The following is a 13,995-nucleotide window of genomic DNA, read 5'->3' on the forward strand; positions in this document are numbered from 1 at the left end:
CTTACTTGTCCTTCTCGTCCTCGTCGACGACCTCAGCGTCAACGACGTTGTCGTCAGCGTCAGCGGCCTCAGCACCCTCGGCTGCGGTTGCACCCTCAGCTGCCTGAGCCTCGTAGATAGCCTTACCCATCTCCTGGCTCTCGGTGGACAGCTTCTCGACGGCGGACTTGATGGCCTCGATGTCGGAGCCCTTCAGAGCCTCGTCGACTTCCTTGGCGGCCTCTTCAACGCGGTCGCGGATGTCCTGGGAAACCTTGTCCTCGTTCTCCGATGCGAACTTGCGGGTCTGGTAAGCCATGGACTCAGCCGAGTTGCGGACTTCCTGCTCCTCGCGGCGCTTCTTGTCCTCGTCAGCGTGCTTCTCAGCGTCCTTGATCATCTGGTCGATCTCCTCCTTGGAGAGGCCGGAGCCGTCCTGGATGGTGATCGTGTTTTCCTTACCAGTGCCCTTGTCCTTAGCGGTGACGTGGACAATGCCGTTGGCGTCGATGTCGAAGGTGACCTCAATCTGCGGGACACCACGCGGTGCCGGAGCGATACCGCCCAGCTCGAAAGAGCCCAGCAGCTTGTTAGCTGCAGCCATCTCACGCTCGCCCTGGAAGACCTGAATCTGAACGCTCGGCTGGTTGTCTTCAGCAGTGGTGAAGGTCTCCGAACGCTTGGTCGGGATAGTGGTGTTGCGTTCGATCAGCTTGGTCATGACACCGCCCTTGGTCTCAATACCCAGCGACAGCGGGGTGACGTCGAGCAGCAGCACGTCCTTGACCTCACCGCGCAGAACGCCGGCCTGCAGAGCAGCACCAACTGCGACAACCTCGTCCGGGTTAACGCCCTTGTTCGGCTCACGACCACCGGTCAGTTCCTTGACCAGCTCGGAGACTGCCGGCATACGGGTGGAACCACCGACCAGCACGACGTGGTCAATGTCGGAAACCGAAACATCAGCGTCAGCAATGACCTGCTGGAACGGCTTACGAGTGCGGTCAAGCAAATCAGAGGTGATGCGCTGGAACTCAGTACGGGACAGGGTCTCGTCCAGGAACAGCGGGTTCTTGTCAGCATCAACGGTGATGTACGGCAGGTTGATAGATGCCTGCTGCGAGGAGGACAGCTCAATCTTGGCCTTCTCAGCAGCCTCACGCAGACGCTGCAGAGCCATCTTGTCCTTGGTCAGGTCAATGCCGTTGCTGGACTGGAACTTCTCAACCAACCAGTCAACGATGCGCTGATCCCAGTCATCGCCACCGAGCTTGTTGTCACCAGCAGTTGCGCGAACCTCAACAACACCGTCGCCGATCTCCAGCAGGGAGACGTCGAAGGTACCGCCACCGAGGTCGAAGACCAGAATGGTCTGCTCCTTGTCGGACTTCTCCAGACCGTAAGCAAGTGCAGCAGCAGTCGGCTCATTGACAATGCGCAGGACGTTCAGGCCAGCAATCTGACCCGCTTCCTTGGTTGCCTGACGCTCAGCGTCGTTGAAGTAAGCCGGAACGGTAATAACCGCATCAGTGACGTCGTCACCCAGGTAAGACTCAGCGTCGCGCTTCAGCTTCATCAGCGTACGAGCGGAAATCTCCTGCGGAGTGTACTTCTTGTCATCAATCTCGATGCTCCAGTCAGTACCCATGTGGCGCTTGACCGAACGAATAGTGCGATCAACGTTAGTGACAGCCTGGTTCTTAGCGGACTGGCCAACCAGGACCTCACCATTCTTTGCAAATGCAACCACCGACGGAGTGGTGCGCGAACCCTCAGCGTTCGCAATCACCTGAGCCTCGCCGCCCTCGAGGACGGAGACACAGGAGTTCGTCGTACCCAAGTCAATACCAACAGCGCGTCCCATGATGAACACCTTTCTAGAAGAGTAAAAGAATTGCCCTTAAGTCTTACGCGCTCAAGTCTGCATTGCCGTAGAAAATCTGTCAAGCAAACTTGAGTGTGTCCGACTCAATGTTTGTCATGCTATGCAACGGACTATGGGACAAAGTTATTCCAACCCGACTCAACTTTTCTAAAAAAACCGTCATCACCGCAGGTCACCGCGATAAAAGATTTTTACAAGACTATGCTCTAAAGCCACTCACGGTAGCCGACAGCGCAATTTTCTATACAGAATCCTGCCTCTGGACTCCAGGGGGACAAAGAATTTCCTAGCACTAGCCCTGGGAACTTTCCTGCACAGCGAACCGACTAATCCCCTGACGTGTTTTGCAGCCACCGGCTCATCAACAGGCCATGCCCTTGTTACCCCATGGCCTGACACCGAATCAGCTCTGGCGGCTCCACTAATACATGTCTAAATTCTCCCCATTTACGGGGCGATTGAGCCAAGAATTCATCCCACTTATTTAGGAGTTTTTCGTGCCTCAGAATGCACAGCGACACCATTTCCCCTTTTTCCGTGGGCTCGCAGTAGCGTCGGCAAGCGCCGCACTAACCCTCGCCTTCCCTGCCATTGCATCCGCACATGTGCATGCAACCCCGTCGTCTGCCCCGATTGGCGGCTACGCGGATCTGGCTTTCGGGGTCGGCCATGGCTGCGACGGTTCGCCGACGACGAAGGTCGAGTTCACCATCCCGGAGGAGTTCGAAAAGGTTACGCCGAACGTGAACGCGAACTGGGATGTCACCAAGGAGTCGACCGGCTCTGGCAAGAATGAAAAGGTGCAGAAGGTCATCTACACCGCAAAGACTCCACTGCCGTCGGACCTGAAGGATTCTCTGACGCTCAGCGTGAAGGTGGCTGATGACGCAAAGCCGTCGACAGTTGAGGTGCCGACGCTGCAAACCTGTGAAAAGGGTTCGATGAACTGGGCTGAAAAGGACCACGATAGTGACTACCCGGTTCCAACTGTGGAGCTGATTGAGAAGTCGGAAGACAATGAACATAGCCACGGTCACGACCACAGCCACAACCATGGCACCAGCGAGACAAACCACGGCGATAGCCGCTCAGACGACGTGGAGCATTCCGCAGCTGCTACCAGCGAGGATTCGAGCAGCACGCTTGGCGGCTGGGGCCTGGGGCTCGGCCTCGTGGGCGCGCTGACCGGTATTGCCGCATTGGTAGTTTCACTGCGTAAGCGAGGTTAAGACCACAGGCGGATTGCCACTCGGGAATCCGCCTTCACCGCGGCACTGCCGCCCATGCCTTCACAGAGCTCACCCCATGCGAGCACATAGAGCCGGCCGATCTTGACAATGCACGCCGGAGGATAATCCGTGCTGTCGGCTCGTCGTTTCGGTCGACGCAGTGAACGGACAATGCAAAGCTCTCAAACAATGACGGCTGAATCACGCATCTAGGCTCGGATTGAGTTAGGCGAAGCTTTATGGCGTATTCGAAAACCGTTCGAAGGCAGTGGGAGGATTACACTGGCAAAACAGCAAAAACTCGAGCTGGGAACCCCGTCCCATCCTTTGGCTTCGGCCAGGAGGCAACCACGAGAGCCCCCGTTTCCGGCACCTGGTCGAGCCCAGCCAGAAGTTCAATCTGCCATCGGTCACGCCCTAATAGATAGAGTTCCGTCGGCAAGCTGCCACCATGAGCCACGATGCCGGGGTCCGTATCAGTGGTCTCGTGCCCAATCGCCACAACGCCACGGTTGTCTATCAACCATTCGACGACCTCAACGTTCCATCCTGGGTAGTGAGTCACGCCCTCTTCATCCGCATTGGCCATTGCCTCAGCGTCAGGCCACCGCTTTGACCAGTCACTGCGAAATGCGACAAATGCACCGCCCGGAATCAAACCATTGCGTTCCTCCCACGCCTCGACATCAGCAATCGAAGGGGAGAAATCATTATCCCGAGCGACTTCAGCAGTGAAATCTAGGACGACCAAAGGCAGGATCATCTGCTCGACGCCAATATTGTCAAGAGTTCTCGTCTCTTGGACGAAATGCACAGGCGGATCCACATGCGTACCCCACTGGCCAACAAACTGATACTGGTCGATTTCAAATCCATGCTCAGCAACGGTGAAAAGCCGTGTTCGCTGTTCGTCGGGAAGCGCAGGGAATTTCGGCTGACCGGCGTGAAACGCGTGAGTCAAGTCAACATAGGTGTGGTTTTCCCGAAGCTTGCGAGCAATGTCCCATAGTTCGTGCGTGTTTGCGGTGTTCTTGTTCGACATAAAGCGAAGTATATAGACAAAGCTGTCTAGTTAGCCAATATGGCCACCGGCACATCGAGCACTAAAAGACACCAACTCGCCCCACCCTGCACCTATCAGCTCAAACAGCCTGACGACACCCGCTACCGCAGGTACCCTCGCATACAGGAAAGACTTTTCAAGCCGCAGCCACGTTCTTCAGATTTTGGAATTGCGGGCTACATACACAACTTTCACCAAACTCAAGCCATCCCAAAGGAGTATCTAATGACCACCTACGAAAACATCCTTACCGAAACCCGAGGTCGCGTCGGCATTATCACCCTGAACCGCCCGAAGGCACTGAACGCCCTGAACCACAAGACCATGGAAGAGATCGGCGCAGCAGCCACCGCTTTCGACAACGACTCGGGAATCGGCGCGATTATCATCACCGGCTCCGAGAAGGCGTTTGCCGCAGGTGCGGACATTAAGGAGATGGCGGACAAGTCCGGCACCGAGATGTATGTCTCTGACTGGTTCGCACGTTGGGATGTTCTGACTTCCGTCCGCACTCCAGTTATCGCCGCCGTCAACGGCTACGCCCTGGGCGGTGGCTGCGAGGTCGCTATGATGGCGGACTTCATCATCGCTGGCGCTAAGGCCAAGTTCGGTCAGCCTGAGGTCAACCTCGGCATCTCTCCGGGCATGGGCGGCTCGCAGCGTCTCACCCGCGCAATCGGCAAGGCTAAGGCAATGGAGATGTGCCTCACCGGCCGCATGATGGGTGCCGAGGAAGCTGAGTGCGCAGGTCTGGTCGCCCGCGTCGTCGAGCCGGAGGCGCTTCTCGACGAGGCCCTGAAGGTCGCCGACACCATTGCGTCGAAGTCACTGGTAGCCACTACTCAGATTAAGGAACAGATCAACCAGGCCTACGAAATGACGCTGTCGCAGGGACTGCTCTTTGAGCGTCGCACCTTCCACTCCCTGTTCTCCTCCAATGACCAGAAGGAAGGCATGGCCGCTTTCACTGAAAAGCGCGAGGCAAACTTCACCAATTCCTAGAAACTGCTAGTTCACAGTCGACGGGACTGCCAGCCACAGAGCCGAGTTGTCGGCGGCAGCATAGGTGTCTCGTGCACGCGGTGTGTGCGTTGGAGAAGTCACAATGACAGCAGCACGAACGCCACGGGCTCCCGATCCTGCAAGGTATGCAGTGCCTGCCGCGTTTTCAACGGTGGAGTCTGAGTTTGTTTCCATCGTGATTCGTCGCTTCCACACTCCCATAGATGCAAGCGCATCACGCATGTACTCAGCCTCAGTCTGGCAGCCCGGCTGAGTACGACCACCCGTGACGACGACCGGGTTAAGCGGATGACGCAGCGCCAGCGAACGTGCAGTTTCCAATCGGGACGTCAAAACAGCAGGAGCACTGCAGTCGGGATTAAGACGGGCCCCGAGCACAATAATCGGCACCTGAGGATCAAGTAACGCAGTCTCCGCAGCTGCACGTCCGACCGGGGACACCACCACTGGAGTCACAAGCGAGCTATTGAACGCCTTGACTGCGACCGCACTGACCGGATTGGCGTTTGCCACTACACCCGAGCCAAAGACCGCACTCGCAGTAAGAATAAGGCCTGCTCCAGCCATAGCGATTGCACGGAAAGATCGCGCCATTAAAGTCCCTCTCAAGAAAAAGTGGCACGGAGAAATCCACACTCCACATGCCATTTAGAATCAGGCGGATAAATCCGCAGTATCACGCTGCTAATACTAGGCGCTACACAAAATGGCGCCTACATAAGAATTACGCGGGGGTGGCCAGGCACTCTCTTCGCCACCAAAATAGCACGCCGCGTACCAGGTAAATTGTGGACGTAGAGGCTTTTAAATCCACTTGGGATTCATAAAAGTGAGTTACATTTAATGACTTTTTCGTTAACTGCCAGCAAATCCCGGGATCCAATAGCAAATTATCCACCAAAACACAGGTACAGAAGTCACTATTGTTATTTATGTTAAGAATGTAACGCATGTGAATACATGTCTGCTTCAGTCAATTTTCGAAGGCCAACACACCACCGAGCACCCCCTCCGTCTCGCGACACAGTCCCGCCCCGACACTCCGGCACTACCCCCACAATGCGTCCGCAAAACATCGAATCGGCAACACTCGACAACTACATACACGCAACGCCGCCGCCACTTCCGCCCATAAAAGCGTGACGACGAAAGTGCCGCGCGCCGTCGTTAAGCGAAGGCGTTAAAACCCGTCGAAACCCTCTCGAATAAAACAACGATTTTTTTGCGTAATTCGTCAAATAACCGCTGGTTACACCGTGTATCGATGAATTCAGCACTATTTTGCACATTAGTTAGGTAAGCGTCCGCGGCTCGTGATAGAACTCACAAGAGAACTATTTTCACTCAGCCATCACCCTGGCTGAGCCAGCCTAGAAGGAACATTATGAGCGTGCTCAACCTCGCCGCGGCGACGGCTGACACGGCGATTCCGGAATCTACCGGATTCACCGTCGCAGTCGGCGTTATTGGCGTCCTGTTGTCCCTGCCCTGCTGGTTCATCTTTATTAAGGGATTCACCCATATGGTGAAGACCATCATGGTGGGCCAAAAGACGTACGGTCACACCGGTGAATGGGGAACCCGTATTTGGACCATGATCCGAGAGATCGTCGGTCACACCAAGATGGCCAAGAAGCCCGGCGTTGCTGTGGCTCACTGGTTCGTCATGGTGGGCTTCCTCCTCGGTTCCCTAGTGTGGTTCGAGGCGTACATTCAGACCTTCTGGCCAGCCGGTGGTTGGCCAATCCTCAGGAATCTGACCGCCTGGCACTTCATCGACGAACTGCTCGGCCTGGGCACCACCCTGGGCATCCTGGCACTGATTCTCGTCCGCCAGACCAACCTGGGCAAGGAGCGTCTGAGCCGCTTCTACGGATCCAACGCCAAGGCTGCCTACTTCGTTGAGGCCGTCGTCCTCATCGAGGGCCTGGGCATGATGTTCGTCAAGGCTGCCAAGCTGGCTACTTACGGCGACCACGGTCACACTGGCGCCGAGGTCTGGACCTGGGCGAACTTCGTCACCGGTGGTATCGCACAGATTCTGCCGGCCTCCGAAGTCATGGTGTCCATCTTCGCGCTGATTAAGCTGCTGTCCGGTATGGTCTGGCTCTTCGTTGTTGGCCGCAACCTCACTTGGGGTGTCGCATGGCACCGCTTCCTGGCGTTCGCCAACATCCTGCTCAAGCGCAACGCTGACGGCTACAACGCCCTCGCTGGGGCTAAGCCGATGACCTCTAACGGCGAGATCCTGAACCTGGAAGAGGCTGACCCGGAGGTTGACTCCATGGGCACCGGCGTGGTTACCGACCACTCCTGGAAGGCTCTGCTGGACTTCACCTCTTGTACCGAGTGTGGTCGCTGCCAGGAGCAGTGCCCGGCCTGGAACACTTCCAAGCCGCTGTCCCCGAAGCTGCTGGTTAACCAGCTGCGTGACCACGCTTACGCTTCTGCCCCGTACCTGTTGGCTGGCGAGACCATCGAAACCGCTCGCGAGGGCGAAGGCGCTGGCGCAGCACTCCTGACCAAGCCGCTGGTTGGCGACGGCGATGAGGGCATCATCGACCAGGACGTCCTGTGGTCCTGCACCAACTGTGGCGCCTGTGTCGAGCAGTGTCCGGTTGACATTGAGCACATCGACCACATCGTCGATATGCGTCGTTACCAGGTTCTGGTCGAGTCGGACTTCCCGACCGAATTGGCTGGCCTGTTCAAGAACCTTGAAACCAAGGGCAACCCGTGGGGCCAGAACGCTTCCACTCGCGCCGACTGGATCAATGAGGTCCGCAAGGAAGGCGTCGTTGTCCCGATTTGGGGCGAGGATGTCGAGAGCTTCGACGACACCGAGTACCTGTTCTGGGTCGGTTGTGCCGGTGCCTACGACGACAATGCGAAGAAGACCACCAAGGCTGTTGCAGAGATGCTTTACACCGCCGGTGTGAAGTACGCTGTGCTCTCCCAGGCCGAGGGTTGTACTGGTGACTCCGCTCGCCGTGCTGGTAACGAGTTCCTCTTCCAGATGTTGGCTGAGCAGAACATCGAGCAGCTCGACGAGGTCTTCGACGGTGTGCCGCCGAAGCAGCGCAAGATTGTCGTCACCTGTGCGCACTGCTTCAACACCTTCAAGAACGAGTACCCGGAGCTGGGCGGACAGTACGAAGTTGTCCACCACACCCAGCTGCTGAACAAGCTGGTTCGTGCTAACCGCCTGCAGCCGGTTGCTTCGGGTCAGGGCCGCCAGGTCACCTACCACGACCCATGCTTCCTGGGCCGCCACAACAAGGTATTCGAGGCTCCGCGTGAACTGATTGGCGCGTCCGGCGCCAACCTCGTCGAAATGCCGCGTAATAAGAACACCGGCTTCTGCTGTGGTGCTGGTGGCGCTCGCATGTGGATGGAAGAGACCATCGGTCAGCGCATCAACGTAAACCGCACCGAAGAGGCTGTCGGAACCGGCGCTGAGGCAATTGCCATCGGCTGCCCGTTCTGTAAGACGATGATGAACGATGGCGTCAACAACGTCATCGAGGACGACGAGAAGAAGCCGGAGGTCCTGGACATCGCCCAGATGCTCCGCGACTCCGTGAAGGTCGACGGCGAGCTGCCGCAGGCACGCGAACCGGAGTGGATTGAGCAGCCGGAGCGTGGCTGGGTCGATCCAAAGAAGGCTGAAGAGGAAGAGCGTCAGCGCCTCGAGGAAGAGGAAGCTAAGCGCAAGAAGGCTGAGGCTGCCGAGAAGAAGAAGGCAGAGAAGGCATCCGCTGCCGGCGCTGGTGCCGCAGCTGCTGGTGCTGCTGCAGGCGCTGCTGCCAAGGGTGGCGCTCCGACTCCGGGTGGTGCTCCGAAGCCGGGTGGTGCTCCGAAGCCGGGTGGCGCCAAGGGCGGCGCACCGACCCCAGGTGGTGCCAAGAAGGGCGCTCCAGCTCCAGGCGGTGCTCCAAAGCCAGGCGGTGCCAAGGCCGGCGCACCAACTCCGGGTGGCGCCAAGAAGGGTGCTCCTGCTCCGGGTGGCGCTCCGAAGCCAGGCGGTGCCAAGGCCGGCGCACCGGTTCCAGGTGGTGCAAAGGGCGGCGCCCCGACCCCAGGCGGTGCCAAGAAGGGTGCTCCAGCTCCGGGCGGCGCTCCGAAGCCAGGCGGTGCCAAGGGCGGTGCCCCGGTTCCAGGCGGCGCTAAGAAGGGCGCTCCAGTTCCGGGCGGCGCCAAGGCCGCTAAACCGGCCGCGCAGGCAGAGCCAGCAGCTGCAGAAACCGAAGCTCCGACTGAGGCTCCGAAGGCAACGAAGGGCGCTCCGATTCCGGGTGGCGCACGCAAGGCCAAGCCAGTCGCTAGCACCCCTGCCCCGGCAGCAGAGGAAACCGAAGCTCAGGAGGCTCCTGCTCAGCCAGAGGCAGAGCAGGCTCCGGCGCAACCAGAGGTTACCGAACAGCAGTCGGCGGAAGATGCCACCTCCACCGAGCAGGCCACTGAGACCCCAGCCGAGGAGACGCAGGCGCCGTCGGCAAGCGCTAAGAACCTTCCGCGCAACCAGCACGGAGTTCCGCTGCCAGGATCGGCGCGACGTAAGTAGCGCTCGCTAAGTAAGCAGGAATCCGCCCGAGAGGTTATTCTTCCCGGGCGGATTTTTTGTGCTTTACGACGATCCCTGCGCCACGGCATTAATCATGCAAATGGCACTCTCAACCGCACTGACAATATATTGATTACTGCATATTGATTACTGCATCCCGTTAGAGATGACCGCGTTGTGGTGTGGAAAGAGGTCTTGGCGTAGTGATTAAGAAATCGCTGTCACAGATAAGGGACTTTCTGAGGACTCCAGGGTCAGTGGAGATGGTCATTGCGCTGGTTCTCACGGCTCTCGATGCGCTAATTTTCCGCGAGAGCAACTCTGATCTGTTGTTGCCGACCATTATCGGTGGCCTTCAGGTCATTCTTGTTGCAGTGGCGACCTATCTGCCACTTTTTGCCATGGTGGTTGTCCCAGCGAATTTCTTGGCATTGACTTTCCTTCCCACAGAGCAGGCTCCAATGCAGATTTTCTGCGCGCTTCTCATCGTGGAAGTGATGCGTGCTAACAACAACAAGATGCCGGCGAGAATCACTGCGTTGCTCTTGTTGGTGATCTCAAACTACGACGTCAACACAAGTACTTTCGCACGTGACCATGTCGCGACCTTTGTGACAACACTGCTTTTTGTAATTGCCTACGCCATCGGCATGATGCGCAGTCGCTACAAAGAACAACGCCGGCGGGCAACGATTGAATCTAACCGCGCTCTGGAAGAGCAACGCCTTGAGTTGGCGACCGTACTGCACGACTCCACTGCCAAGTCCTTTACTCGCGTAACCATGCTGGCGCAGGCGCTCGCCATCGAGCGAGAAGGGACCGATGAAAAACTTGAAGAATCCCTGGAGGACATCGCAGAGACCTCCCGAGAAGGCCTGCTACAGCTTCGCCAGTTGCTTTCATTGCTGAAATCAGCTGACGACGAGAGTTCTTTGACCTCAGCTATCGGCCAGGATGAGCGAGTTCCCAGCATGAACAAGGTGCTCCAACAGGCCAAGGATGAACTGCAGGAAGCTGGGTTTAACGTTTCGCTGGCCACGAAGATTGAAACCGAGCCCTCTTTGACGCAGATTTCAGAGGTTATCTCGCCGGCGCTGTCGGAGTTCTGCACGAACATTCAGAAGTACGGCGAACCGCAAACGAACGTTCACATTCTGGCGCTGAGCAATGAGGAAGATGGCTTCACGCTCGACATCAGCAATCAGATATCGAAGGCGCTACCGCATTTTCTGCCGCGGGCGATGCTCTCGAGCGGTTTGGGGCTTTCCTCACTGCATCGGCGAGTGCGACCGTGGGACGGTTCCATCACGTCAGAACGAGAAGGAAATGTGTGGAATTGCAAACTCCACATGCCACCTACCAACCAGTAGGTTACGCTAGCGTAAGATTGATGTAGTAGCCGCCTGTGACGAAGATATCTCTCGAAAAGTCCTGGTTAGCGTAGTAATATCACACGATGACAGATATTGTTCGGTTTTTATAACTTCTATGAAAGGTTCGCGGATGTCTGACATTAAGGTTCTCATTGTCGATGACGACCCACTTGTACTCTCGACGCTGCGAACCTATTTCAAGAAGGCACCGCATATCACCGTGGTCGATGAAGCCAGCGATGGCCACGAGGCTCTCAACATTATTGCCCGTGGTGGCGTTGACGTAGTTTTGACCGATATTCATATGCCTAACATGGACGGCGTTGAGCTACTTGAGCGCATTAAGAAGGTGGAGAATCCACCGAAATTCATCGCTATCACCTCATTTGATACCGATGAAACAATGCTGAAAATCTTGAGTCTCGGCGGAAATGGCTACATTCTCAAAACTGCCCGCCCGGAATCCGTCATTGGCACCGTTGAAGATGTTTTCCAGGGCGGCACCGTCATCTCACCGATTTCTGCGACTCGGCTGATTAAAACCCTGCCGTCCCGCAACATTTCCTCGTACAAGATCACTCAAGCCGAGCGAGAGGTTCTCGGCCTGATCTGCCGCGGTAAGTCAAACCACGACATCGCCAAGGAACTCGGCAAGTCGCCGGGCACTATCAAGAAGCACCTCTCCAGCATGTTCAATAAGTTTGGAGCTACCTCTCGCCTGGACCTGGCGCTGAAAGCAATAGACGCAGGCTTCCACCCGCCGGCATCCGCTGCCGCAGAATAACCAGGGGCTCTGAGATTTGGCCGGTTAGCGGCTCTGAATTGAGCCTTTGCAGGCCCGAGATGGATAGCAAAAAGGGGCATATTCACTTTCGCGAATATGCCCCTTTTACCCGTGCTGAGTGTGGAGAGAGAACTGTGTAACTACTGGATGGTCACCTCGACATGTCGCTCGCGCGGAGCCACACCGAAGTAGGTGCGCCCAATTGGCTCCCACGTCTTCGAGTTGGCGTTGCAGCGAACAGTCTGTCCGGCGAACTCGTCAACCAGGAATCCCCAGCTCAGACGACCAGTTTCACCCTTGCGCACTTCGTACGGTCCGATCTTCTGCCCGAGGCTCCAAACCATCTCTCGGGAGTATTCCCAGGAGTACTTGCGGTTGAGCTCCTTACTGACCTTCACACTGACAGAGATATTGGTCCACCACTTCTTGGTCTTGGACTCCTTGATGGTCTGCGTCAGCGGAATCGGCTCATCACCGATGTCATTCTTCGTAGAAACAACGCCCTCAACGTCGTAGCGAGAGCCGGTGATTTCCACGAACTCAGCCACCGAACCCGGAGCTTCACAAGTGGTTCCCGGTGCCGGACCGCGGTCAACTGCCGCCGGCTTGGGCACTGGTACCCACTCCTCCGGCGCGAACGGTTCACCGGCTCCTGGATTCGGGGCGGCCACCGCTGTCGGAGCACCGAGTCCGAGCGCAAAGACCGTCGTCAAGCACATGGCGACAACACGCTTTTTCATAACTGCTCCTAGTCGTTAATCGTGGCGGATGCCGGGCCGCCGTCACCGGAGTTACCGCTGACAGGCGCCCACTGCTGACGGTGCTCGCCCTCCTTGGTGGTCTTGTGCCAGACCACGAAGCGAGTCGACGGCCCCTTGCCGTTGTACTCACCGAAGTAGGGCTCACCGCGCCACAGGCCGGTCTTCTGGTCACAGGTGCGAACACGGCCAATGAAGGACTTCATGTGCACGCCGTAGTCTGCGCGAACGGTCTCACCGGGGTTGACGGTCACCGGGCCCAGCTTGTCGCCAACCGACCACTGACTGACCTCGACGATGCCGTACTTGTTCTTCACCCCGTGGAGGAACACGTCCCACATATTTCCGGAGCTCATGGCCTTCACAGACTCGTTGACTCCCTCTGTCACCTCGAGGGTGTACTGAATAGGGCGGTCAGTGCGGTTGGTGAATGAGTTAGTGCCATTGTAGCGGTCCCATTCGTCGGTAATCCACTGTTCCCAGGGGTGACGCTTGGCATCCTTGACCGGGTCACATTTATCCGTATTGGTGAAACCGGTGTGGTGCTCATCCTGGTCAGGGGTCTGGGTCAGCGGGGTCGCCGCGGCCTGTCCAACGATGCCTGGTGCAAGAAGACTTGCACCCATCACCGCGCAGGCCAGGGCCTTCTTTTTCAGGCTCAACATGGAGAAACTTCCTTCTGCTTCGAGGCTTTAGGGGCTCTGGCCGTCTTAAACGGCGTACTCCTTGACCTGCGGAGCAGCACCGTCCACGGAGCGGTCAGCTTCGTTGGCGCGCATGGAAACGCGAATGTGACGCTCCTTCGGGATGGTGCCCCAGTACGGACGACCCGCGTCAATCCACTTTCCGCCCTTACAGGTCAGGTGAGTACCTTCGAAGGACTGATTCAGGAAGCCATACTCCAGAACACCGGTGTAGCCGGGCTTGACAGGGTACGGGCCGAGGGTCTGGCCAACTTCCCAGGTCTGAGTGGACTGGTAGCCGGCACTGAAGGTGACGTGGAAGAGCTTGAGCAAATCGAAGTCGACCGAACCGCCGACGTTCCAGGACTTGGTCTTGCCTTCCTTCAGGGTCTGAGTCAGCGGCAGGTCGGTGTCGCCGTAGTTAGCGACAGTCGCAGTACCTTCGACCTCGAACTTCGAGCCGGTGATCTTCAGGGACTGGCCGGACTGGCCTTCAACGGAGCAAGTGCCACCGACAGTGCCCGGGGTGGGGGCTGGGGCAGCTTCAGCCATCGGGGCGACAGCCAGCGAGGACATGGTGACCAGGGCTGCAATGGAGCCGGAGAGCAGGGTCTTCTTCACGGCGAAATCCTTTCAGGATGTGACGAGCAACTC

11 protein-coding genes are annotated in these 13,995 nt (G+C 57.4%); 5 read left to right on the forward strand and 6 right to left on the reverse strand.

Annotation, left to right across the window (positions count from 1 at the left end):
• Position 1 precedes the first annotated feature (1 nt).
• A complete protein-coding gene (dnaK, locus tag ADB08_RS05775; protein ID WP_048734453.1) occupies positions 2-1,843 on the reverse strand; it encodes a molecular chaperone DnaK in 1,842 nt (613 codons plus the stop codon).
• Positions 1,844-2,361: 518 nt separating this feature from the next.
• Between dnaK and ADB08_RS05780 the strand changes: the two genes are divergently transcribed.
• Positions 2,362-3,093 (forward strand): YcnI family protein, encoded by a 732-nt coding sequence (locus tag ADB08_RS05780; RefSeq protein ID WP_049171733.1) that lies wholly within the window; start codon positions 2,362-2,364, stop codon positions 3,091-3,093.
• A 277-nt stretch (positions 3,094-3,370) separates the two neighbouring features.
• On the opposite strand, the gene ADB08_RS05785 is transcribed toward ADB08_RS05780, so the two are convergent.
• Positions 3,371-4,135 (reverse strand): cyclase family protein, encoded by a 765-nt coding sequence (locus ADB08_RS05785; RefSeq protein WP_049171735.1) that lies wholly within the window; start codon positions 4,133-4,135, stop codon positions 3,371-3,373.
• 246 nt (positions 4,136-4,381) lie between these two features.
• Here ADB08_RS05785 and ADB08_RS05790 point away from each other — a divergent pair, with 246 nt between their 5' ends.
• Positions 4,382-5,158, forward strand: coding sequence for an enoyl-CoA hydratase (locus ADB08_RS05790; protein WP_049171737.1), 777 nt, complete (start codon positions 4,382-4,384; stop codon positions 5,156-5,158).
• Between the two features lie 6 nt (positions 5,159-5,164).
• On the opposite strand, the gene ADB08_RS05795 is transcribed toward ADB08_RS05790, so the two are convergent.
• Entirely contained in the window at positions 5,165-5,773 is a 609-nt protein-coding gene (locus ADB08_RS05795; RefSeq protein WP_016421568.1) for a YdcF family protein, read from the reverse strand.
• 790 nt (positions 5,774-6,563) lie between these two features.
• On the opposite strand from ADB08_RS05795, the gene ADB08_RS05800 reads away from it, so the two are divergent.
• The 3 genes from ADB08_RS05800 to ADB08_RS05810 all read left to right on the forward strand — a co-directional run bounded on the left by ADB08_RS05800 (position 6,564) and on the right by ADB08_RS05810 (position 11,900).
• Entirely contained in the window at positions 6,564-9,743 is a 3,180-nt protein-coding gene (locus ADB08_RS05800) for a heterodisulfide reductase-related iron-sulfur binding cluster (RefSeq protein ID WP_049171740.1), read from the forward strand.
• 203 nt (positions 9,744-9,946) lie between these two features.
• On the forward strand, positions 9,947-11,113 hold the full coding sequence (locus tag ADB08_RS05805) for a histidine kinase (protein WP_016421570.1): 1,167 nt from the start codon (positions 9,947-9,949) through the stop codon (positions 11,111-11,113).
• A 133-nt stretch (positions 11,114-11,246) separates the two neighbouring features.
• Entirely contained in the window at positions 11,247-11,900 is a 654-nt protein-coding gene (locus tag ADB08_RS05810) for a response regulator transcription factor (protein WP_016421571.1), read from the forward strand.
• Between the two features lie 140 nt (positions 11,901-12,040).
• On the opposite strand, the gene ADB08_RS05815 is transcribed toward ADB08_RS05810, so the two are convergent.
• Genes ADB08_RS05815 through ADB08_RS05825 form a run of 3 tightly spaced genes read right to left on the reverse strand, consistent with a single transcriptional unit; the run spans position 12,041 to position 13,962 of the window.
• Complete coding sequence (locus ADB08_RS05815; RefSeq protein WP_016421572.1) at positions 12,041-12,640, reverse strand: hypothetical protein; 600 nt, start codon at positions 12,638-12,640, stop codon at positions 12,041-12,043.
• A gap of 8 nt (positions 12,641-12,648) precedes the next feature.
• A complete protein-coding gene (locus tag ADB08_RS05820) occupies positions 12,649-13,323 on the reverse strand; it encodes a hypothetical protein (protein WP_005511744.1) in 675 nt (224 codons plus the stop codon).
• A gap of 45 nt (positions 13,324-13,368) precedes the next feature.
• Entirely contained in the window at positions 13,369-13,962 is a 594-nt protein-coding gene (locus tag ADB08_RS05825) for a hypothetical protein (protein WP_016421574.1), read from the reverse strand.
• Positions 13,963-13,995 lie beyond the last annotated feature (33 nt).

The organism is Corynebacterium sp. 239_CJEI (assembly GCF_001055995.1).
Classification (GTDB): domain Bacteria; phylum Actinomycetota; class Actinomycetes; order Mycobacteriales; family Mycobacteriaceae; genus Corynebacterium; species Corynebacterium jeikeium_D.

Bases quoted from the DNA above. Each gene is read 5' to 3' on its own strand.
- ADB08_RS05790 (WP_049171737.1), top strand. From the start codon at position 4,382: ATGACCACCTACGAAAACATCCTTACCGAAACCCGAGGTCGCGTCGGC.
- dnaK (WP_048734453.1), bottom strand. From the start codon at position 1,843: ATGGGACGCGCTGTTGGTATTGACTTGGGTACGACGAACTCCTGTGTC.
- ADB08_RS05810 (WP_016421571.1), top strand. From the start codon at position 11,247: ATGTCTGACATTAAGGTTCTCATTGTCGATGACGACCCACTTGTACTC.
- ADB08_RS05785 (WP_049171735.1), bottom strand. From the start codon at position 4,135: ATGTCGAACAAGAACACCGCAAACACGCACGAACTATGGGACATTGCT.
- ADB08_RS05795 (WP_016421568.1), bottom strand. From the start codon at position 5,773: ATGGCGCGATCTTTCCGTGCAATCGCTATGGCTGGAGCAGGCCTTATT.
- ADB08_RS05800 (WP_049171740.1), top strand. From the start codon at position 6,564: ATGAGCGTGCTCAACCTCGCCGCGGCGACGGCTGACACGGCGATTCCG.
- ADB08_RS05815 (WP_016421572.1), bottom strand. From the start codon at position 12,640: ATGAAAAAGCGTGTTGTCGCCATGTGCTTGACGACGGTCTTTGCGCTC.
- ADB08_RS05820 (WP_005511744.1), bottom strand. From the start codon at position 13,323: ATGTTGAGCCTGAAAAAGAAGGCCCTGGCCTGCGCGGTGATGGGTGCA.